Raw genomic sequence first — 21,723 nt, 5'->3', positions numbered from 1 at the left:
GTCCGCACCAGTCCCGCCATGAGGTGATGTATCCGGAGAGTTTAGGTCAATCGCACAGTGCGGAAAGAACATTCGCCGCGCCGGGTCGCGGGCTAGCCGCGTGGCAGAACGGCACCGAGCGGGTTCAGGACCAATTGCGAGCGTGTGGCCTGGACGGTGACCTCGTAGATGTCACTGCCGTTCAGACGGGTGTCGATGAAGCGGCGCAGCTCCGCGTTGTCGGGGTGCCCGGGGTCGGCGGGACGCAGGTCGAGCGCGCCTTCCAGACCGCGCGGATTGTCGTCCAGGCCGGAACCGCGTGGCAGCAGGCGGAGTTCATCGGCCGTGTACAGGCCGATGTCATAGGCGCGACCGGTGGGCGAGGTGAGGGTGGCGGGGTGTTTCGTCTGCGCCCAATCGAAGTGGTCCAGGCGCAGGGTCCAGCCGTCGGGCAGTGCGCCCTGGAAGGCCAGATCACTCGGCGCGACGAGGGTGTCGGCCGACCGGTCCCGGGGTGAGTTGGCGATCGGAATACCGCCCAGTTCCTGATCGGTCGGGGTGAAGTCCCAGGCGGGGGCGACCAGATCCTTGTGCCAGTAGCCGGTGCGGCCGTTATCTCGACCCTCGACGCGCAATTCCCGGTTCTCCATCGCGGGACCGCTGTCGTGAATGGACAGGCGGGCGGTGATCTCGCCCGGAATCTTGGGCTGTCGCAACCAGTCCTGCGCGGGTAGCGAGATCGCGGCGTATTGCGGGTCGACGCGTTCGAGCAATTGATTGGGGGCCGAAGCCTTCTGCCCCTGCGGCTGCCAGGTGTACCGCCCCGGAATGTGATTCGCGCCCGCCAGATCCAAATCGTATTTGCGCGTGTACATATCGCCGTACCGATTCATCACGAAGGTCACCGAACCCGAGGTGGTCAATGCCTCGGAAATGAAGCGGCCGTCCTCCGGTCCGCCGATCTCATAACTCAGATCGGCGGGCAGCCAAGGATCCTGGTAGGTGATGCGCGCGCCGTCCTGCGAGAGCGCGACCAATTGCACCAGGCCCGCGGTCGTCGGATGGGTGTAGCCCTCGGCATCGGTGAAACTCGCCGACATGCGATGGCTGATCGCCCAGCGGCTCGATGCGATCGGACCACCGCCGGTGCCCGGAATCCGCTCACCCGGCCACAGCCAGATCGGCCCGCCGTAGGAATAGGTCCAATTCCACAGCAGCGGACCGGAAAGCAGATTGTCCATGGAGTAGATCCAGCCGTTCGCGTCCGCCGCGACCAGCATGTTGTTGTTCACCGAGACCGCGACGATCCCGCCGTCGAGACAGCCGGGCGTCGGTATCCTGCGCCACGGCGAATTCGATTCGCGCGGGCGGGTGTACAGCGAACCATCGCGCAGCACCACATCGACGAAACTGTTGAATCCCTGGGTGTTATCGCGGAAGTCGACGCTCGGCGGGAACGAAAGATCGGCCGATGCCACGGGCAGATCGTCGAACTCCGACACTCCCCTGATGCTCGGCAGCGGCAGGAACAAACCCGGTAGCGGCGGCAGAATTTGCAGGGTGCCGATCGCGGGCACACATCCGAGCGGGCGGGAATCCGAATCCGCGGCGGCCACACCCGTGCCCGGTCCGATAACCGCCACGCACACCGCCGCGATGAGGGCCGATGTCCCTCGCGCACAACGCCCCGTCATGAAAATCAGTCGCCTCCGCTCCGCAATTCTTCGCCCGGCCGGGTTGAATCTCCGGCACTGTAACCCGCCGAAGTCGCCGCGTACGCGCACTCGCCGCACGCGTCTATCGGAATTCGCCCGAACGTATGATGTTCGAACGCAGTGACCAGAACCGCCGGAAAGGGGTGCGCGATGCCGGACAGCGATGCCGTCGAGATCCCGACCCGCACACTGGTGGAAAGCATGATCCGGCAGGACTCCACCATTGACGCCGGTGAGCTGTACGCCGTCGCGAACACCCTCGGCATGACCGATCAGCAGGTTCGGCTGTGCATCAAACGGCTCGTCGCCGAGGGACAGTTCACCCATGAGGGCCGGGGCCGCAAGGCCGTGCTGTACGCGACCGATCGCACCCGCGGGGCGCTCGAACCCGATATCGAATTCCTGCGCTATATGTACCGGCAGGATCGCGGTGTCGAGCCCTGGGACGGACATTGGCGACTGGCAGCGTTCGGGATTCCCGAAACCGCGCGGCAGGCACGAGATGCCATGCGCGACACCATTGTCCGGCTCGGCGGCGCGCCCATTCAAGGCGGACTGTATGTGAGCGCCAATCCCTGGGAGGACCGGATCGCCGCCGCCGCGGCCGAACTCGGCGTCACCGAATATCTCACCCTGCTCAGCACGACCGATCTGCTGATCGGCGGCACCCGCACCCCGCGGGCGCTGGCCGAGAGGCTCTGGCCGCTGGATCGACTCGCCGCCGGGCATCGTCGCCTGCTCGAGGTCGCGCAGCGGATACTGCGCGCACTGCGCGCGGCCACACCGCCCACGCCGACCCAACGGCTCACGCTGCAAATCGAATTGGGGACCGAGTTCACCCGCGCCCTGGACCCCGATCCATTGCTGCCGCCGGAACTGCTGCCCCGGGGTTGGGTCGGCGCACAGGCGCGCGCGGCGGTCGCGGCCTGCTGGGCGGAGCTGGCGCGCACCGAAACACCCAATGCCACAAGGGTTTTCCAGTGGTACTACGACGTCACCGCCGAGGTGCTGCGGGAACAGCCCGCTCGGGCGTCAACCCGGTAGCGACCGCGGCAGTCGGTACAGCGCTATCGCGCCCAGGACCGCCGAAATGACGGTCAGTGTGAACCACAGCCACCGCCAGGTCGGCGGTAGCGGGATCAATACCAGCGTCACGATCGGATAGATCAGCGCGGCTCGGCGCAGGCGGCGCTCGTTCACCACCTGCCGCCGTATTCGCACATCGGTGCGCATGCGCGAGCGCGCGTACCCGACGCGTCCCACGAGCACGCTCCAGGTGTGCAGTGTGATCACGCAGGAAGCCAGCAGGAATGCCAGGCCCAGCAGCTGAGTCCACTCCGGCGGGTGCGCTACGCCCGGATGCGTGAACGGGAGCGTGATCAACGCCAGCAGTTGCGAGGCGGCCGCTTCCAGTGCGCGCTGCCGTGCCATCGGATCCAGTCGTCGCAGGTCGGCCCACTGAACATTCGATGCTCCTGGCAGAAATCGCTTCACGCGATCTATCATCCCATAAACGATCGTCTGCGAAATGATAGGAACTGTGATGAAGGTACTGGCGCTGGGCGGTCCGGGCGCGATGGGAGCCGTCGCGGTGCGCACCGCCGCGCGACTCCCCGGCATCGAGGAGATCGTCGTGGCGGATCGCGATCTCGATGCGGCGCGGCGACTTACCGCGGAGCTGCGCGCGGGAAGCTGCGCGGTCCGCGCGCAACGGGTAGACGTGACCGACTCGGCCGTTCTGCACGACGCGTTGCGGGACGCGGATGTCGTACTCAATACCGTCGGGCCCTACTACCGATTCGGACTGCCCGTACTGCGTGCCGCCATCGCCACCGGTACGCACTACCTCGATCTGTGCGATGACTGGGAACCCACGCTGCGAATGCTCGAACTCGACTCCGCCGCAAGGGAAGCCGGGGTCTGCGCCGTGATCGGGATGGGCGCGAGTCCGGGGGTGAGCAATCTGCTCGCGATGGCCGCCGCGGGCGCACTCGATACCGTCGAGGACGTCTACACCGCCTGGCCGGTCGATGTGCCGCGCGGCAGCACCGAGGAGCTGTCACCGGAGGATGGCGCGCATCCGCCCGCCGCGCTCATGCACTGGATGGAGCAGATCAGCGGCACCATTACCGTTGTCCGCCACGGCCGTACGACTCGTGAGCCGCCCTTGCGTCCGATCTCCTTGGAACTGCCCGGCGATCGGCGCGGCACCGGTTACACCGTCGGCCATCCCGAACCCGTGACGCTGCACCGCACACTGCGCCCCACCGGCGAGGCCGCCACCCTGATGATCGTCACCCCGGGTACCGCGGCGTTTCTGGACGTCCTGCGCCGCGATATCGATCGCGGCGAACTGACCAATGAGACCGCCTCGGCACAGCTGCTGAAACCCGGTCTACTGCGCGGTATCCGGTCGCTCATCGCCGCCGGTCGATTCCACTCTCCCGGTACCCTGCCGCCGTTCTTCGCCGCGGCTCGCGGACGCAGGGACGACCGGCCGCACACCACCCTGGCGTATCTCGCGGACGATTCCGGAACCGGCACACCACTGTTCATCGACGATATGAGCCGCGCGACGGGAATCCCATTGGCATTGGCTCTATCCCAGCTCGTCGACGGCAGCGCCCGCCGCCCCGGCGTCCATCCCCCGGAATCGGTGATGGACCCGGACCGCTTCTTCCGCGACCTCCGCCCGCATCTCGGCCTGTCCGGTGACGGTCCCGCGGTCATTGTCGAGCACTTGACGGGATGCTGACCGGTAGCTAAACAGTGAGGTCTGGTCGGTATTTTCCATCCTGGTGAATCGTCAATCTGATCGGTCCGCCCCGAAACATGCTTTCCGGCAGGTACTCTCGTTGCAATGGGACATCGTGCACTGTTCTCGCTGGCATGCATCGTTCTGGCCGCCTCGTGCGCGATAGTCGCACCCGGCACCGCCACGGCGGATTCGGGGCTACCGCAGGTCGGCGGCAATTTCATGTGGGGTGTGTCCAGTTCCGGATTCCAGAGCGAAGGGTCTGCGCCGGACAGTAATTGGAGTCGGTACGCCAACTCCGGGCGCGCGCAGGGCTATGGCAATTCGGTCGATTTCCTGCATCGTTACGGTGAGGATATTCAGCACGCCGCCGATCTCGGCGTCGGTGTCTACCGAGTTAGCGTGGAATGGGCTCGGGTGCAACCAAATCCGGGCGAATGGGATTTTTCTTTCTATGACGCCATGATCGCGCGCATCCGCTCGGCCGGTATGCGGCCCATGATCACCCTGGACCACTGGGTGTTTCCAGGCTGGGCGGTCGATCGCGGCGGCTGGCGCAATCCCGGCATGGTCGACGATTGGCTGACCAATGCCCGCGCCGTGGTGGATCGGTACGCGGGGTCGGATCCGCTGTGGGTCACCTTCAACGAACCGCTCGCCTATGTCGGCCAGGAACAGCGCATCGGCGATATCGGCACGCTCGATGTCACCCCCATGATCGATCGCATGGTCGCCGCGCACCGCGCCATCTACGACCACATCCACGCGCGCCAGCCCGGTGCGATGGTCACCAGTAATCTCGCCGCCAACGATCTCGGTGCGGCACAGGCCGACGCGTCCTTTATCGACCGGATCGCCGACAAGCTCGACTACATCGGCATCGACTACTACTACGGCGGATCGCTGTCCAAACCGCCGAATGTGGTCGCGAGCCTGCTGAATCAGCCCTCCGGTCTCATTCTCGAACCCGAGGGGATCTACTACACGCTGCGCCGCTACGCCCAGAAGTTCCCGGGCCGCCCGCTGTATATCGTCGAGAACGGGATGCCCTCGGACAACGGGTCGGCCACCACAGACGGTATGACCCGCTCCGACAACCTCCGCGACACCGTCTACTGGGTCCAGCGCGCCAAGGCCGACGGTATGAACGTCATCGGCTACAACTACTGGAGCATCACCGACAATTACGAATGGGGCAGCTACGCACCGCGTTTCGGGCTCTATACCGTCGATGTCACCACCGATCCGAGCCTGACCCGCCGTCCCACCGATGCGGTGAACGCGTACCGCGATATAGCCAATTCCGGTGGCGTTCCGAACGGCTATCTCCCCACCCGGGCTCCGGCGCTGTGCTCACTACAGGATCTCCCCTCGAGCTGCTTCGCCCCCGTCACAGTCCCGGGCCGCTGACCCGCGGCGGTTCGTAATCGCCGATCAGCGAACGGGATCCGCGGCTGAGAGCAGCGCTTGCGCTGTGTCGCACAGGGTTTCGATGGCCTCATCCCTGGTGAGGCCCGCGACGTCGACGAGCCAGATGAACGATTCGATGCCGGTGGCCGAGCGAATCGCTATGGCCAGACGGTGAATATCGACCTCCGGGCGCGAGTCCCGCAGCGGGGTCAGCGCATCCTCGATCCAGCCGATGGCCCGGCCGCGCCGCAGCGGGGACGATTCGGCCGCACCGGGCTCCAGCGAAAGCCGCAGGGAGGCGCGTAATTCCGGCTCCCATTCCAGATTGATCCGGCCGCATTCGCGCATCACCAGTTCGAGTCGGGTGCGGACATCGCCGGGGGCCGGATCTGGCAGCAGTGACGTCTGCTCGATCTCCGGTCGCACCGCCGCGAGCAGGGTTCGCTGATTCGGAAAGTACCGATAGGCCGTGGTCCGGGAGATATCCGCGGCCTGGGCGGCATCCTCGACGGTTGGGATGAGCCCCTGCGCCAGCAGCGCCCGGGTCGCCGTGATCAACGCCGTGCGCGTGCGCGCCTTCTGTCCCCGGCGACCGGATTCCTCATATGGCACCGACATGCCCATCATGGTACCTTAGTCCCATATACTTTCCGGAGGCCGCTCATGAGCACCGATCCCGTCCTCGTCAGCCCGGAGTTGTACCGGGTCATCTTCGAAAATGACCGCGTCCGCGTCCTGGAATACCGCGATAAACCCGGCGACCGCACCCGGCCGCACGACCACCCCGACAGCGTGATGTACCCGCTGGCCTCCTTCCGCCGACGCATCACCTCGGGCGGACGCCGGGTCGAGGTCGAACTGACAGCGGGTCAGGTGCGCTGGGTCGGCGCGCAGGAACACGAGGGCGAGAACATCGGCGATACCGACAGCCACGCCCTGTTCATCGAGCTCAAGGAGCCCGCACCGGCACCGGCCGCCCCCACCCTGGGCCCCAGCGCGCCGTAGGGCCCGAATGCGCTTCGCGTCGCCGCTGATTCGTGTATCCCGGCGACACACGTAGGCTCTGGCTCATGCATGACTCAGTCACCGTCCATATGTCGGCCGCACCGGAACCGATCTGGGATCTGATCAGCGATGTCACCAATGTGGGCCGGTTCAGCCCGGAGACGTTCGGGGCGGAGTGGATCGGGCGGGCGACGGGACCTGCTGTCGGAGCGAAGTTCCGTGGGCACGTGAATCGGAATGGGTGGGGGCTCAAGTACTCCACGGTGTGCCGGGTCGTCGCGTGTGAACCGGGCCGTGAATTCGCCTTCACCGTGCTCGGTCCGGGCGGTATGGAAATCAATACCTGGCGCTACCAACTCGAACCGACGGACTCGGGCACCTCGGTCACCGAATCCTTCCAACTGCACAACTCGCCGCCGATCCGGCTGTACTGGCTGCTCGCGGGCTGGACGCGCGGCAAGACGAATGTCGAGGGGATGCGCGAAACCCTCGCACGCATCAAGGCCTACGTGGAAACCCCGCGCTGACAGCGAAATCCGCCGCCCGAGGTCAGCAGGCGATCTCGAGCAGCCGCTGCCGAGCCGAGCGCTCCCCCAACTCCGCCATGGCCCCGGGCGGATTCCCCGCCAGATCCCGCAGGCACATCCGCACGATCCACACCACCCACCGCCGCGAAAACCGATCGCCGAACTCCGAGAACAGCCGATCGACCATCGCCTCGACCAAATCCCGCTCACGCATCGGCCGCAACGGCCCCGCCACGTATCCATCGGTCATACCGAAAGCTTGATCGCCCGAACGACAGCGCGGGAGTGACCAAAGTCCCCCACCCGAGGGACTTCAGCCCGGACTACATCCCCGCCACATCGCCACCGCTGGGCATTCCACCCCCGTTGATTCCTGGGACAGAACTATTCGGTGCGGGGGCTCTTTCGCTTACAGTTGGTTAGCAAGATGCTTGCAGTTGTTAGCACTGGCTTTGCTGTGAGCGGGACAGACAAAGGAGTCTGACGATGCCGGGTGCTCTGGCTGCGACTACGTCCATGGTGATCGATGATCGATTCACGGGGGTGGCGGCGAGGTTTTTCCGTATGTTCCGGCGGCGGGGGCAGGGCGGTGGGGCGCTGTCGGTTTACCTGCACGGGGAGCCGGTGGTGGATGTGTGGGCGGGGTGGGCCGCGCCGGATCAGCGGTGGCGGGGCGACACCATCGCGCTGTCGTATTCGACCGGTAAGGGTGTCGCGGCGACCGTGGCCAATCGGTTGATCGAGAGTGGCGTACTGGCGTTGGACGCGCCGGTTGCGACCTATTGGCCGGAGTTCGCGGCGAATGGCAAGGGCGACATCACAATCCAGGACGTGCTCAGTCATCGGGCGGGATTGCAGCGGATTCGGGGACTGCTGCCGGACGCGCATGAGCTGCTCGATCACGATCGCGTCGCCGCGGCCATCGCCGCTTCCGCACCGGATCCCATGCGGCTGCGGGCCTCCGGCTATCACGCCATCACCTTCGGCACCCTGATCGCCGAAATCGCACAGCGCGCCACCGGGCGGGACTTCCGCGATGTGCTGCGTACCGAACTGGCGGAACCGCTGGGCGACAACGACTTCTGGTTCGGCGTGCCCGAACACCAACGCGATCGGGTCGCCACGCTGGGGCCGCGACTCGGCATCGCCCGCATTCCGATGGACACCCTCATCGCGCCCTTCGCCGCTGTGCGCCAGGTGCGTTCGGCACGCGGCGCGGTCTATGACGGCTGGGCCGATATGACCACGGGCCCACTGCCGTACGACGCCATGATGCCGGGCTGGAACGGCACCTTCACCGCCCGCGCGCTCGGCAAGATGTACGGCGCGCTCGCCAATGACGGTCAGCTCGGGCATCGGCGGCTCTTGAATCCGGAGACCGCCGCGGCCATCGCCCGGATGCCCGCCAATAGCCGCTACGACTATGTGCTCGGCGCCGCACCGCAATTCGCGCGCGGCTACCATCGCGCCATCGTCGGCACCAAGCTCACCCGCCGCGCCTTCGGCCACTTCGGCCTCGGCGGTTCCGGCGGCATCGCCATTCCCACGCTCGGGCTCTCGATCGGCTTCGTCACCAACCACCTCGGCAGCATCCCGACCTCGGTGGCCGATACCCGGCTGCCGTTCCTGGCGGCCTCGGCACAGCGCGCGGCAATGGCGGCGGCCGAAACCGCCCCGGTGGCGGATCGCTACGCGGAAGCCGGTTAGACACCGACGAATTGGACCCGGGTGCGGTCGCGGCTTTGCCCGCCCCGGCAAAAGCCGCGCCGCACAGCGGGTTTCGCTAGCTCACGTCGATCACATCGTCGGCGGGGCGGCGCGGGGTGAGTGGGAGTGGTGCCGCGCCCGCGGCCGCCCACCCCACTCGCACCATGGCCTGCGGGTACGCGGCGTCCTGGAGCACCTCGGTACGAATGGCGGCGGCCAGGTCCGGCATGGCGAGTGGTTCGGATTGCAGGCAGCTAGACAGGGTGAGGCTGGAGGCCGTGAGCAACAGGGCGCTGGCGGCCTCACCCGCGCGCAGATGTGCGCGGCGGTCATCGGCCGGGGTGCAGATCACCAGCCATTCCGAACTGTCGGCCTCGGTGTCGACATCGCTGAGCTCCGGACTCGCGAACGTGCGCAGCATGATCTCGTCCGCGGTGCGCGCGGGCGGCGCGCTGGCGGCGGGGACGCCGTCCGGTGAGCCGTGCCTGCCGCTCCAGCGCGCCATCTCCGATTGATAGCGCGGGTCCAGCGCATGCCGGTCGGCGGCGCGATGACTGGCCTGCGCCAGGGCCCCGCGCAGTGATGCGGGCACCTGCCGGGCGGCGGCCCCGAAGTGCGGTGCGACCGCGGACATGCGGCGCAGATGCGACTGGGTGACCAGGCGCGGACCGAAGCGGCGGCGATCGGACTGCCGGTGCACGATCGCGGCGGCGAGCTCGATTTCGCCCTGTTCGGGCGGGTGCGGGGTGACCGTGACGGCGGCCAGATGATTCGGATCGGCCGCATCGGGCAGATACTTCACCTGGGAGCGCCAACCCAGTACCGCGAGCGCCACACGCAGATGATGCAGTGCCGCACCGCAACTCATCACCAGACCGCGCGAGTCCGGATCGGCGGCGGGCAGGTGGCGTTCCGGATCGGCGAACAGATTGATGACATCGTCGTCGAGACGCCAGCGCCACGGCTGGGTGTTGTGTATCGACGGCGCTCGGGCGGCCATGCCGACGGCCGTCTCGAATGCCTGCGCCAAGGCGCTCCGGTCGATCATGCGCCCGTACCTTCGGACGCCACTACGCTCTGGTCGATCATGCGCCTTCACTTTCCGATATCGCCGGCGCGCATGGCGCCGGCGGGCCGCTCCAACGGGGACGCGGGCGGCGATCGTGACCTCCATGCTGCCCTATCGCCATGACCAGTTGCCCGCGGCCAGGACTCGCAGAGGGTGATTCAGCTCGCAAAATACCTTCGTGAACTGGGTATTTTAGAGTTTGGTTAGGATGCCCTACATGACGAGAGTAACGCTGCGTTCGGTCCCGAAACGAGTGCCCGCGGTCGCGCTGGCGGTTCTGGCCGGTGCCGCGTTCGTGCCCGCGCTCCCGGCATCGGCGGCACCGTCCGGGCCCTCGATCGAACTGTTCGCCGCCGATGGCGTGACCCCGCTCGGCGATACCGTGCTGCATCCCGGCGACCGGATCACGGTCAAGGGTGCGGGCTTCGATCCGGCCGCCAATACCGACGGGCTGCCCGTGCCCGTTCCGCCGGGCGTCCCGCATGGGACGTTCATCACTTTCGGTGCGTTCGCCCCGGAGTGGCGGCCTTCGACGGGCGCGCCGACCGCATCGCGCGCGGCAACCCGCTCGGCCGTGCAGTGGGTATTGAGCGAGCCCGCGCTGAACCAGGTGCCGCGTGTTCCCTTCGATCTCCAGCGGACCATTCGCAACCAGTGGGTGCCACTGTCCGCGAACGGTGATTTCACCGCCGTGCTCGAAGTGTCGCAGCCGAGCAAGCTGCCCGCCGATGCCGTCTACGGCGTCTACACCTATGCCGCGGCCGAGGCGGTGAACGCAAATCAGGAGCTGTCCGCCCCGGTGCGTTTCGATCCGGCACCCGGCCCGAACACACGCGTGGCGCCCAGCGCCGATCTGAGCTGGTCTCTCGCACCGGGATTCGCCGATACCGTGACCGGCACGCTACAGGGATCGGTCACCGGCGCGGACGGTGCGGGCGTCCGCGATAAGGCGCTGACCTTCGCACTCGACGAGGCGGATATCGATCCGCGCACCGGTCTGGGCACCGTGCGCTATCGCGGGGCGATCACCGCCTCGACCCGATTCCACCTCGGCGAGATCGCACTGGCGAATCCGTGGATCGAATTCACCAGTGCCGGAACCTGGCTCACCGCGGAAACCTCCACCTCGGACACCATCGGCACCGATTCACTGCATCGCATCCGGGTGGCTCGGCTCGATGCCCCGGCCACCCCGGGCCGCACCGAATGGCAGAACGTATCAGCCACTTTCGAACCGGTGCTGACCCCGGCCTCATTGCAGCTCTATGCGGGCCGCGCCGCCGCGCCCGTCAGCTTCCGCTACTGACACCCGTGCTTGTATGGGACGGTGACCCCCGACCGTGATTTGCCAGGAGAACGCCCGCCATCCGTAGTCCCAGATAGCAAGCTGCTGCTGCGGTTTGCTCCGGGTGGCTGGCGCTGGGACGCCGGGCTTCGCACGGCATTGGCGTTCGGTCTGCCCGCAGCGCTGCTGGTGGCCTGCGGTCGCGCGGACTGGGCGCTGTTCGTCTGTTTCGGCGCGTTCGCGGTGATGTACGGCGAGGGCCGGGCGTATCGCGTTCGGTGGCAGGTGATTTCGATCGCGGGCGCGGCCCTGCTCGCATGCGTCGGGCTGGGTATCGCGGTCGGTGCGACCACGCCGAGCACCGGCACCGCGGCTTGGCTGGTGGATGTGGCGGTGCTGCCGGTTCTGGCGGTGCTCGGGGTGTACCTGATCGATGCCGCCCGATTGGGGCCGCCCGGGGTGATGTTCTTCCTGGTGGCCTGTTCGGGTGCGCTCGCGGCGACCCGTTCCGGGGTGGGGGCGGACGGGATCATGATCGCGACCGCGCTCGGCGTCGCGGGCGCGCTGCTGGTATCGATGGCTGGGCGGCTGATCGCACCGCATCAGCCGGAACGGATCGCGGTGGCCCTGGCGGTGCGAGCGGTGGACGAGTACGCGGCCGCACGCGATCAGGGCACGGCGACCGCAGCCCAGCGGCATCGCGCGGCGGAAGCACTGTGGAATGCCTGGGGAACGGTCTACGACGCCGGACTGTCCGAGGACACCGAAGGCGCGACGCTGCAACTGCTTTCGGCGCATCGGCGCTTGGGAACCACCGATCCGGAGGCGGACGCGCAGGGAATTCCCCTGGCACGCCCCACAATCCGGTATCGACTGCTGCGGTCGCTGAACTGGGACTCACACGCGGCGGTCACTTCGGTACGCGTCGCCTGCGCCGTCGTCGTGGCGGGCGTACTCGGCGGACTCAGCGGCTCGGATCACCCGCACTGGGCAATCTTGACCGCCCTCATCATCTTGCAGGCCGGACCGGATCGGGTACACGGCCGAGTCCGCGCGATCCACCGCCTGGTAGGCACCGCCGCCGGACTCGTGGTCTTCGCGGCCCTGATCCAGTTGTCCCCCACCGGTTTCGCTCTCGTCCTGGTGCTCGCCGTACTCCAATTCGGCGTAGAGCTCTTCATCACCCGCAACTATTCGGTAGCCGCGATCTTCTTCACCCCGGTCGCCCTGCTGGCCGGCGGCGCGGGCGCGAACGGCCAGGCGGTGGGCGCGGTCATGCGAGATCGCCTGGTGGAGACCGCGATCGGCGTCATCATCGCCCTACTGGCCCTGCGCTTCATCCTCCCCCGCGCCCACCGCCGCACCTTCACCTGGACCGAACACCGCGTCCGCACCGGCACCACCGTCCTGCGCGACCGCCTGCGCGAGGCCGCCGCCGACGCGCCCCCGATCCTGGAACTACGCCGCGACCTGCAATTCGACCTGATCGGCGCGATGCGCGCCGGAATTGACTCCACCCACAACGATCCGCACTGGGCCCAACAGGTCTGGCCCCCGCACGCCGAACTACTGCACTCGGGCTACGACCTGCTCGCCGCATGCCGCGCGGTCCCACCGGGCGCCAAGATGTAGTGCCCGCCCGGCGATCTCGTCGAGACTGTCCGCATCGGTGTTCTCGATGCGATGAATCGCCATTTCCGGGAACAGGATTCGTAGCTCATCGAGGGTGCGCAGGTAGTTGGCACGCAGTGCGGTCAGGTGGGCGGGGCTTTCATGGGTTTCGATGCTGCCGCGGGCGGCGCAGCGGCGGGCGGCTTGTTCGGGTGGGGTGTCCAGCCAGAGGATGGTGTCGGGGAGGGTGGTGCGGTAGGCGGTGGAGAAGCGTTCCAGTGCGGTGGCGGTGGGGTGGGACAGGATGGTGACGATGTCGTCGAGGGTGGTCTCCAGGTCGGCGCCGAGGTGGACGCGGGCGGATTCGGTTCGCTGCCAGGCTTTTACGGCCGGTGCAGCACCGGGTTGCAGTTGGTCGGCGAGGGCCAACACATCGGCCAGGCGGGTTGGATCGCTGCGTTCGCTCTGGGCGATGCGGGCGTAGAGCGGGGCGTAGACGAGGGTTTCGATGAGTGGGTGGCGTTCGCAGACCAGCACATTCGGGTCGAAGGTGGTGCGGAAGAAGTCTTCGACCGGGCCGTAGAGGGTCATGCGGAGGTACAGGGCGGCGGCCTTGACGGCCCGATAGCCGACCGTGTCCGCCGCATCGCTCACCGCTTTGAGCTGGCGGGACAGCTCGTGCAGCGGGCCGTTCGGCGTGTGGTGGAAGTCGGGGCAACTCAAGGCGATCCAGCGTTCATCGGGCGGGGCCAGGTGGCGCAGCCGGGCGATGAATTCGGATTTGCCGCTGCCGTCGATGCCCACCACGGCTATGCGATGGGGTGCGGTCATAGCGCCGCGCCGATCGGGATGGCGGCGGCGATGGTGGCGGTGAGGGTGTTCGGATCGGCGGTACCGTCGAGTTCTCGCCAGCCGAGTTCGCGGGAAAGGCCGTCCAGCACGGTCTGACTGTGCTGCTGGAACCTCAGGAAGGTGTCCGCATCGCCGTATCCGCTTTCGTAATCGCTGCGTTCGAGCTTGCGGGACAGCGCGGTCTGCGGGGATACCTTCAGGTAGCAGGTCAGATCCGGCTCGGGGAAGCCGGAAGCGTATGCGCGCAGGGCGCTGGCGTCGCCGCCGTGCGCGACCTCGGTGGCGAAGTACTTGTACCAGTAGGCATTCAGCAGAATCACCTCCGGTTCCGTATCGGCCGCGAGCTCCACGGCGACCTGGACGGCATGGAATAGGAAGAGCGCGCGTGAGAGCGGGCGCAGCACACGCAGATAGCCGAAGACCTCGTCGCGGTCACGGAAGGGCAGTCGCGATGCGATGGCGGGAGCGTCGAGGGCATCCCAGATCCCTGCTTCCGCGACGCGAATTCCCCTGTCTCGCAAGACCGCTGAGACGGCAGCGACCTGGGTACTCTTCCCCGAGGCGTCACCGCCCGCGATGCACACCACGGTGGGCATCAGCTCTCCCCCGCCCAGTCGAGCCGCTGCACCACGCCGGACCCACCGTCGAGGCGCACGCGTTCGCCATCGCGCACGATCGACATCAGCCCCGGTACCCCGACCACCGCCGGAATGCCGAGTTCGCGTGCCAGCACGGCCGAATGCGACAGTGTGCTGCCGCGTTCGATCAGCAGACCCTTGACGCTGGGGAACAACGGCCCCCAGCCGGGATCGGTGCGGCGGGTGGTCAGGATCTTGCCGGTGACGTCGAGATCGTCCTCGGGACTCATGACAATCTGCACGTCGCCCTCGACAATGCCCGGCCAGCAACCGGTTCCGCGCAATGTCGCCGAATCGGCGACGGCCGCATCGGGAACCGCGGTGTCGGCGGCCAGCGACGGCGGGCCGGTGGTCTCGAACTGGTTCGGTGGTTCGACCAGTTCGTAGCGGGCGAATTCGGCGATGCGGTTGCGGGCGAGCGCCCCCAGATCCGAGGTCATGGACCTGCCCTCGGCGAATGCCTGGATTTCCTCCATGGTCAAGTAGAAGACATGCCCCGGCCCATCCAATTGCCCTGCGGCGGCGAGCAATTCACCGATGCGCAGGTAGACCGACCGGCCGACGCCGATGATCCGGGTCCGGGTGAGCCGGACTCGTTCGCGGTCGCGCACCGCACGCCGGGCCTTGCGCAGCACCGCGATCAGGCGGGTGCGGCGCGCGGCGGGCAGGGTATCGAGCACCTCGCGCTCGAACACCTCCTGTCGTGCGCGATGGGTGCGTTCGAGTTCGTCCGCGTCGATCCCGTTGTCGTTCACATAGTTTCGCAGCACGGTGACGATGAAAGACGGATCCTGGCGCAGCGAAACGGTTTCCAGCTTCTGCTCGCCCATGCACCGGTCGCCGTACAGCTCGATGTAGTCGTCGAGCACCTGCCGCACGGCGGGTGAAGCCTCCCGCACCGCGTCGTAGCCGGTGCGCGGATCGCCGGTGAACACCGCTTCCCGCAGCGCCGCGTCCGTGCGAATTCGCCCGGCCAATCGCATGAGAATCACGGTGGGCTGGAGTGATTCGACCGCCTCCTCCGAAGCGAGCAGTCTGGCGACCACCTCCTCGGGCACCGGCGTCCCGTCTTTGGCCAGCAGCCGCCGCGCCCGCCCGGCCTGATTGCTCAGATACAGATCGTTGATCATCTGCACCGACCAGCGCCCAAACAGCCGCAAACCCTGATCGGCCAGCTCGAGCAGTTCCCGCAGATCGGTGGCGGTGGCCTGGGCGCGCCGAATCCGATCGACCTCCGCGCCGACCTCCTGCTGGAATCGATCGACCAGCGCACCGCGATTGGCCATCCGCCAGCCCAGCACCGCGACCACGGGCAGCAGTTGGGGCAGGCGCACCAGTCGCTCGCGCAGACCGGGATGGATGCCCTCGATGAAGTCGACCGGGTTCTCGACGCCGATCATGCGCTCGACGTCTTCCTTGTTCCGCCGGAAGTACGGGGCCAAACTCAGTACCCGGTACCAGTTCTCGATGTTGTAGTACACCCGGCCCGAGACCAGTCCGACCATATTGCGCAGCACCTGATCGTGCGCGGCGATGACCGGTTCGCGCACGCCGATCATGCGCAGCGTCTCGGTGAAGATCACCTCGTACACCCGCGCCGCCCAGGAGAAGGTGAGCGGTGAGGTGACCCCGTTGAAGCTCTCCTGGATATTGCTGTTGTCCCACACCGCACGCCAGGTTCCGAGCGAGGCCGGATCGGCGGCCGTGGCGGCCGCGGTGATCGGACGGGTTTGCAGCACAACGATTTCGCCGCCGCGCACGGTCCATTCGATGTCCTGCGGTCCGCCGAGCGCGGTCGCTATGCGCACGCCTTCGCGCACCAGCAGCGAGGTCTGCTCGGCAGTGAGGCAGCGGCGGGTGCGGCGATCGCCGTCGATCGGTTGTTCGCGCACACCGCCCGCGGCATCGCGGATGTACTCGACGTCCTTGTCCGCGATCCGCGTGGTGAGCTCGGATCCACTGTGGGACAGCACGAATTCGTCGGTGGCGCAGGCCCCGCTCACAATCCCCTCGCCGAGCCCCCAGCAGGCGCTGATCAGCGCCTCGTCCATGCGGCCGGTGATCGGGTTGCCGGTGAACATGACTCCGGATACCTCACCATCGGCCATATCCTGCAGGATCACCGCCACTTCGGGCGCGGCGGCCTCGGAGTCGCCGCGATAGTGCAGTGCCCGCGCGCTGAAAGCCGAAGCCCAGCACCGCCGAATGGCGTCCAGCACCTGGTCGGCATCGGTGCGGAACAGGTAGCTCTCGAAGATCCCCGCGTACGAGCGGTCCGCACCGTCCTCACCGACCGCCGAACTGCGGACCGCGATCGGTCCTCTGCCACGCATGAATTCCGTTACAGCATCGGTCAATTCGGCGTCGACGGGCGATTCGACAATCGCCTCGCGCAGCACGGTCGCTGCCGCGGCGCGCTCGGCATCGGTCGTCGCGGCCGCGACTCCGCGATACAGCTCCGGCAACCGTCCCGATCGCAGGTGCGCGTCGAATGCCTCGATGGTCACCACCGACCATTCCGGAACGCGCGCACCGGTGCCGAGCAGCCGGGCCAGCCCGATCGCCTTGCCGCCCACCAGCTTCCCGTCCGCTTCGGTAACACTGTCACCGGCGTGCAATAGCGCTGCTGCGTTCTCTGACAGCACGGTCATCAGTCGGCTCCGATCGCTTCGATAATGTTCATCCGTGCCACCCGCCACGCCGGTATGAGGCTGCCGACGAGGCAGATCACCAGCGCACCGACGGCGAGCGTGAATGCCGCCGGGACGGGCACGAATTCGACGTCCACATTCCAGGCGCGCGCGGAGGCCAGATCCGCGATGACCTGTTCCACCGATCCGAAGATCAGCCCCAGCACGCCGCCGGTGATACCGATCGCTCCGGCTTCGGCGAGCACAATGGCCAGGGCGAGCCGCCGGCTCGATCCGATGGCCCGCAGCACCCCGAGCTCTCGCCGCCGTTCCAGCACCGAGAGCAGCAGCGTATTGATCAGCGCCACAGCGGAGATGATCACCACGATGATCCAGATCAGGTGATTGAGCCGGGTGGCCTGGTTCAGCGAATCCCCGAAACCCTGGACCGCCGCCGCACCCGTATAGGCCAGGGTCCCGGCGGGCAGTACGCCCTGCACCTCGGTCAGCAGCCGGTCCGGATCGATGCCGGGCGCGGCGTGCAGTTCGAGCGTGGAGGCCCCCTGGCGGGCGAACCACTCGCGCATGTTCGGGAGCGCCATGCCGATCGCGCCATTGAGGCCGGAGAAGAACGGCACCGTGGCGAGCACGGTGATCGCGCGCTCCCCCGTGGCGGTCGGCATCGAAACCGAGTCCCCCACTTTCACTTTCAGCGCATCGGACAGATCACTGGACATGATCACGCCCTGACCATCCAGTACCGCCTGACGCACCTTCGAGTCCACGGCCGCCAGCAACGGGCTGGCCGCGCCGGGTGCGAGCCCGAACGCCATGGCCCGTTTACCGCCGAGCGCGACATACCCGGCCTGGCCCTCGACGACCTGCGCCACATCGGGCAGCGCCCGCAATCGCTCCGGCAGATCCGTCGCCAGCAATGGTCCGGTGGGGAACGTCCCCGCCTGGGTCGTCGACACCCAGACATCCGCACCGCGCAGCGCCGCGAACGAATCCTTGGTCGAGTCAACGGCATTGGTATTGCCCGCGCTGATCGCGAAGGTCGCGGCCACCGCGACGCTGACGGTCATCAGCGTCGCCCAGGCGCGCTTCGGCGAGCGCCGAATGGCCTCGGCCGCGAGCTCACCGGCACTGCCGAACCGGCTCGCCACCCACGCGGCGGCGCGCACGATCGGCACGCCGAGCGCGAAGCCGAGCAGCACCTCGGCGGTGAACATGGTGGTGATTCCGGCGTTCGCGGCGATACCGGGCTGCCGGGTCGCCACGAACGCGCCGATACCGATCACCACCGCCGCCACCCCGGCCGCCACCCGCAGTCGCGGCCGCACCACATCGGCGACCGAGACGCCCACGGGGGCAAGCGCTTCCACCGGGGAGACCCGGTACACCTGCCGCGCGGCCAGACCGGCAGCGCCGACGCAGACCAGTACCGCGACGATGACCGCCAGCGGAATCGCCCACACCGGCACGATGAATTCGATGCGCGCGCTCACGGCTTGCAGGAACAGATCCGGCAGTCGCTCGATGGCGTAACGGCCCAGCAGCACACCGAGTCCCGCACCGAGCAGCGCGCCCAGGGCTGACAGCACGGCCGTCTCCAGCAGGAGATCTCCGACCAGGGTGAGCCGCCGCCCGCCGAGCGAGCGCAGCATGGAGATCACCGGTCGGCGCTGTGCGATGGCCATACCCATGGCCGTGTAGATGAGGAATCCGGCGACCAGGAACGCCATACCCGCCGCCGCGACCGCGGTGAAGCGAATGAGCATGACGCCATTGCTGGATTTGCTCGCTTCGGCGGAGGATTCGGTCACCACGGCGCGCCCGGCCACGGCCTTGCTCACCGCCGGCCGCAGCGCGTCCGCACCGCCGTCGCCGATGATCAGCACCGAATCCAGCACCCCGGATTTACCGGCCGCCCGCTGCGCCAGTGGCAGCGGTGCGAGCAGATAGCGTCCGCCGTTGAATCGGGCCGCCTCCGGGCTGTCCAGCACCCCGGCCACCGTGACCTCACCGCCGCGCAGCGCGATCCGATCGCCCACGGCGAATCCGGTGTCCGGACCCACCAGCACGCCGTCCTTGACGGTCGTCAATGCCGCGGCGTGCCCGGTCAATTCGTTCTTGATCGGACTGTCGAGCGCGGCGGCGGTGGCATCGGTGCCGAGCAGCAGCACGGTGCCGCGCGCGGTGCTCACCGCGGTGCGAACCACCGGAACCGCCGCCGTCACACCCGAGACCCGGGCCACCTCATCGCGGACCGCCGCCGGGAAACCACTGTCCGAGGCCCCGGAGACCTCGAGCACGGCATTGCCGCCGAGCCCGGCCGCCACCCGATCGATGGATTGATCGATGGAGCCGATGATGCACAGCACGGTCACCAGCAGCGCCGTCGAGACCGCCACCACCGCGATGGACGCCAGCGCCCGCCCCCGGTGCACGAGCAGATCGCGAATACTGAGGAACCGCAGTCGATCCCAGGCGGAGAGCATCAGGCGGCACTCTTCTCGTCGCTGCTGACGCCGCCGTCGCGCAGGGTGATGACCCGGTCGGTGGCCGCGGCCGCGACCATATCGTGGGTGACCGTGATGACCGCGCGCCGCCGTTCGGTGTCGTGCGCGATCGAGGCCAGCAACTCCATGAGCTGCGCACCGGTCTTGGAGTCGAGGTTGCCGCTGGGCTCATCGGCCAGGATCAGCGGCGCGTCCAGCATGAGCGCACGGGCCACGGCGACACGCTGCATCTGACCGCCGGACAGTTCGGCGGGCCGATGGTTGGCGCGGTTGGCCAGATCCACCAAGGCGAGCAGTTCGAGCGCGCGCGGTTTGGCCTTGCGCAGCGTGCCGCCGTCCAGCAGCAGCGGCAGCGCGACGTTCTCCCAGGCGCTCATGGTGGGCAGCAGATTGAAGAACTGGAAGATGAAACCCACGGTGCGGCGCCGGAATTCGGCGAGACCGTCATCGCCGAGCGCACCCAGCGCGCGGCCCTCGAATTCCACCGTGCCCGAATCAGGAGTGTCCAGGGCCCCGAGAATATGCAGCAGGGTGCTCTTCCCGGCCCCCGACGGGCCGACGATGGCGCTGAACGTGCCCGCTTCGAAACTCAGGTTGAGCGTGGACAGCGCCCGCACCTGCTGTTCGCCGATGGTGTACGACTTGGATACGTCTTTCAGCTCCAGCACTGGAGCACCTCCTCGATACTCGCCAATGGCGTTCCCAGATAGCCCGTTTCGAGGCAGTGGTCCAGCAGCACGCGCAGATAGTCCGGTCCGGTGTCCGGCGGGGGCGCACCGAGCAGTTCGGTCGCGGCGGCGGTGCCGAAGTCGCGGCGGCTGTCGAAATAGTTGGTGTACTGCGCGCCGATCCGCAGGTAGTACTCGCGTTCGACGGCATCGAGGTCCGCCGGGTCGAAGGTGGACGCGGGTACGAAGCGCGCCACCTCGAAGGAGGGGTATTCGGCGAAGATCTCGGACATGGCCCGCAGCGAGGTGGCGTTCGCGCCCACCGCGTGGCAGGTGTTGCCCTGCGCCTGATCGAATCGCGTTGCGGCGGCGACGATCACATCGGCCACGTAGTCGATGGGCGCGAAGGTCAGGGTCGCGTCGTAGCGGCCGGGCAGGCTGCGGAGCTTGCCCTCCACGATCAGTTTGACCACGCTGTAGAGGTTCTTGTAATCGCGAATCGCCCCGGACCCGGTCAGCCCGGTCACGATGCCGGGGCGCACAACCGTCCAGCGCAGGCCGGGCAGGTTCCGAATATGTTGTTCGGCAAGATATTTGCTGCGCTCATAGCCGTTGCCGAAGGATTCGGATCCGGAAGCGAAATCCTCCTCGATGAACCCTTCGCGGCGACCGCACACATAGGCCGTGCTCACGTACACCAGCGGAATGTCCCAGGACAGAGCCAGTTCGGCCGCATGCCGGGTGCCGCCCACGTTGAGTTCGGCGTAATCCCGTTCGGGGGCATCGAAATCGGTGGTGGCGGCCGAATGCACCAGGGTGCCGACATGCTCGCGCAACAGGGCAAGCGCGTCCGCGGCGAGCCCGAAACCGGGCTCCCGGACATCGCCCTTCACATACGCGACTTCGGCTGCGCCACAGGTGAACTCGACCGCGTCGATACGAGTGCCGCGACTGTCCACGATTTGCGGTGTGCGATGGGTGAGCACCACGACCGGAATCCCGCGCGCCCGCAGCCGCGCCACCACTTCCGCTCCGACCAGACCGCTCGCACCGGTGACCAGTACCGCCTTCGAGTCACTCACGCGTACCGCCCACGGATCCGAGGGTGGTGGCGACCAGGGTCACCACATCGCCGACCCGCAGCACATTCGTCAACTGTTCGGGGGCGTAGCGCGGCAGGCCGAAGCCGCGTTCCAGCGCGACCGTGAGTTCCATCAGGCGGATCGAATCGAAGCCGAGATCCTCGATCAGCCGCTGTTCATCGCGGACCGCGCTGGGCGGCTCGGGGGCCATATGCGCGATCAGGGTGCGGGTGCGTGCGGCGATGGTCGCCGCGTCGATCGGAATCAC

20 protein-coding genes are annotated in these 21,723 nt (G+C 67.5%); 8 read left to right on the top strand and 12 right to left on the bottom strand.

The window, feature by feature from the left end:
- Positions 1–92 precede the first annotated feature (92 nt).
- Positions 93–1,622 carry a hypothetical protein gene (locus ACFC0O_RS37710; protein WP_375966783.1) on the bottom strand — a complete coding sequence of 510 codons (1,530 nt, stop codon included), beginning with the start codon at positions 1,620–1,622 and terminating at the stop codon, positions 93–95.
- A 222-nt stretch (positions 1,623–1,844) separates the two neighbouring features.
- On the opposite strand from ACFC0O_RS37710, the gene ACFC0O_RS37705 reads away from it, so the two are divergent.
- The gene (locus tag ACFC0O_RS37705; protein ID WP_375966781.1) at positions 1,845–2,738 is read left to right on the top strand and encodes a PaaX family transcriptional regulator C-terminal domain-containing protein; all 894 of its coding nucleotides are present in this window, start codon (positions 1,845–1,847) and stop codon (positions 2,736–2,738) included.
- On the opposite strand, the gene ACFC0O_RS37700 is transcribed toward ACFC0O_RS37705, so the two are convergent.
- The gene (locus ACFC0O_RS37700) at positions 2,727–3,188 is read right to left on the bottom strand and encodes a hypothetical protein (RefSeq protein ID WP_375966780.1); all 462 of its coding nucleotides are present in this window, start codon (positions 3,186–3,188) and stop codon (positions 2,727–2,729) included. The two genes, ACFC0O_RS37705 and ACFC0O_RS37700, sit on opposite strands and share 12 nt — an antisense overlap.
- A gap of 49 nt (positions 3,189–3,237) precedes the next feature.
- Here ACFC0O_RS37700 and ACFC0O_RS37695 point away from each other — a divergent pair, with 49 nt between their 5' ends.
- Positions 3,238–4,449, top strand: a complete 1,212-nt coding sequence (locus ACFC0O_RS37695; protein ID WP_375966779.1) for a saccharopine dehydrogenase family protein — start codon at positions 3,238–3,240, stop codon at positions 4,447–4,449.
- Positions 4,450–4,554: 105 nt separating this feature from the next.
- Positions 4,555–5,859 (top strand): family 1 glycosylhydrolase, encoded by a 1,305-nt coding sequence (locus ACFC0O_RS37690; protein WP_364633186.1) that lies wholly within the window; start codon positions 4,555–4,557, stop codon positions 5,857–5,859.
- Positions 5,860–5,883: 24 nt separating this feature from the next.
- Here ACFC0O_RS37690 and ACFC0O_RS37685 read toward each other — a convergent pair whose 3' ends face one another.
- Positions 5,884–6,477: a TetR/AcrR family transcriptional regulator gene (locus ACFC0O_RS37685; RefSeq protein ID WP_375966777.1), complete on the bottom strand. Its 594-nt coding sequence runs from the start codon at positions 6,475–6,477 to the stop codon at positions 5,884–5,886.
- Between the two features lie 45 nt (positions 6,478–6,522).
- Here ACFC0O_RS37685 and ACFC0O_RS37680 point away from each other — a divergent pair, with 45 nt between their 5' ends.
- Positions 6,523–6,864 carry a cytoplasmic protein gene (locus tag ACFC0O_RS37680; protein ID WP_375966775.1) on the top strand — a complete coding sequence of 114 codons (342 nt, stop codon included), beginning with the start codon at positions 6,523–6,525 and terminating at the stop codon, positions 6,862–6,864.
- 65 nt (positions 6,865–6,929) lie between these two features.
- Positions 6,930–7,391 (top strand): SRPBCC family protein, encoded by a 462-nt coding sequence (locus ACFC0O_RS37675; RefSeq protein WP_375966774.1) that lies wholly within the window; start codon positions 6,930–6,932, stop codon positions 7,389–7,391.
- Positions 7,392–7,413: 22 nt separating this feature from the next.
- On the opposite strand, the gene ACFC0O_RS37670 is transcribed toward ACFC0O_RS37675, so the two are convergent.
- Positions 7,414–7,641, bottom strand: coding sequence for a hypothetical protein (locus ACFC0O_RS37670; RefSeq protein WP_375966772.1), 228 nt, complete (start codon positions 7,639–7,641; stop codon positions 7,414–7,416).
- Positions 7,642–7,877: 236 nt separating this feature from the next.
- Here ACFC0O_RS37670 and ACFC0O_RS37665 point away from each other — a divergent pair, with 236 nt between their 5' ends.
- Positions 7,878–9,098 (top strand): serine hydrolase domain-containing protein, encoded by a 1,221-nt coding sequence (locus ACFC0O_RS37665; RefSeq protein ID WP_375966771.1) that lies wholly within the window; start codon positions 7,878–7,880, stop codon positions 9,096–9,098.
- Between the two features lie 76 nt (positions 9,099–9,174).
- On the opposite strand, the gene ACFC0O_RS37660 is transcribed toward ACFC0O_RS37665, so the two are convergent.
- Positions 9,175–10,146, bottom strand: a complete 972-nt coding sequence (locus tag ACFC0O_RS37660; RefSeq protein WP_375966769.1) for an Acg family FMN-binding oxidoreductase — start codon at positions 10,144–10,146, stop codon at positions 9,175–9,177.
- Between the two features lie 238 nt (positions 10,147–10,384).
- Here ACFC0O_RS37660 and ACFC0O_RS37655 point away from each other — a divergent pair, with 238 nt between their 5' ends.
- Together ACFC0O_RS37655 and ACFC0O_RS37650 are read left to right on the top strand one after the other, a co-directional pair.
- Positions 10,385–11,473: an HtaA domain-containing protein gene (locus ACFC0O_RS37655; protein ID WP_375966768.1), complete on the top strand. Its 1,089-nt coding sequence runs from the start codon at positions 10,385–10,387 to the stop codon at positions 11,471–11,473.
- Positions 11,474–11,494: 21 nt separating this feature from the next.
- Positions 11,495–13,084, top strand: coding sequence for an FUSC family protein (locus tag ACFC0O_RS37650; protein ID WP_375966767.1), 1,590 nt, complete (start codon positions 11,495–11,497; stop codon positions 13,082–13,084).
- On the opposite strand, the gene ACFC0O_RS37645 is transcribed toward ACFC0O_RS37650, so the two are convergent.
- From ACFC0O_RS37645 to ACFC0O_RS37615, 7 genes are read right to left on the bottom strand one after another with little or no spacing between them, the layout of a single operon-like run.
- A complete protein-coding gene (locus tag ACFC0O_RS37645; protein ID WP_375966766.1) occupies positions 13,019–13,894 on the bottom strand; it encodes a hypothetical protein in 876 nt (291 codons plus the stop codon). The genes ACFC0O_RS37650 and ACFC0O_RS37645 overlap by 66 nt on opposite strands.
- Positions 13,891–14,511 (bottom strand): hypothetical protein, encoded by a 621-nt coding sequence (locus ACFC0O_RS37640; protein WP_375966765.1) that lies wholly within the window; start codon positions 14,509–14,511, stop codon positions 13,891–13,893. Before ACFC0O_RS37640 ends, ACFC0O_RS37645 begins: the two co-directional genes overlap by 4 nt.
- On the bottom strand, positions 14,511–17,204 hold the full coding sequence (locus ACFC0O_RS37635) for a phosphoenolpyruvate synthase (RefSeq protein WP_375966764.1): 2,694 nt from the start codon (positions 17,202–17,204) through the stop codon (positions 14,511–14,513). The genes ACFC0O_RS37640 and ACFC0O_RS37635 overlap by 1 nt, the downstream gene beginning before the upstream one ends.
- Positions 17,204–19,684 carry an FtsX-like permease family protein gene (locus ACFC0O_RS37630; RefSeq protein WP_375966763.1) on the bottom strand — a complete coding sequence of 827 codons (2,481 nt, stop codon included), beginning with the start codon at positions 19,682–19,684 and terminating at the stop codon, positions 17,204–17,206. The genes ACFC0O_RS37635 and ACFC0O_RS37630 overlap by 1 nt, the downstream gene beginning before the upstream one ends.
- Positions 19,684–20,373: an ABC transporter ATP-binding protein gene (locus ACFC0O_RS37625; protein ID WP_364633164.1), complete on the bottom strand. Its 690-nt coding sequence runs from the start codon at positions 20,371–20,373 to the stop codon at positions 19,684–19,686. Before ACFC0O_RS37625 ends, ACFC0O_RS37630 begins: the two co-directional genes overlap by 1 nt.
- Positions 20,361–21,455, bottom strand: coding sequence for an SDR family oxidoreductase (locus ACFC0O_RS37620; protein ID WP_375966762.1), 1,095 nt, complete (start codon positions 21,453–21,455; stop codon positions 20,361–20,363). The genes ACFC0O_RS37625 and ACFC0O_RS37620 overlap by 13 nt, the downstream gene beginning before the upstream one ends.
- A complete protein-coding gene (locus ACFC0O_RS37615) occupies positions 21,448–21,723 on the bottom strand; it encodes an acyl carrier protein (RefSeq protein WP_375967140.1) in 276 nt (91 codons plus the stop codon). The genes ACFC0O_RS37620 and ACFC0O_RS37615 overlap by 8 nt, the downstream gene beginning before the upstream one ends.

Source organism: Nocardia sp. NPDC056100 (genome assembly GCF_042266325.1).
Classification (GTDB): Bacteria; Actinomycetota; Actinomycetes; order Mycobacteriales; family Mycobacteriaceae; genus Nocardia.
The sequence above is the reverse complement of the archived record's forward strand: the minus strand, read 5'-3'. Positions and strand labels throughout refer to the sequence as shown.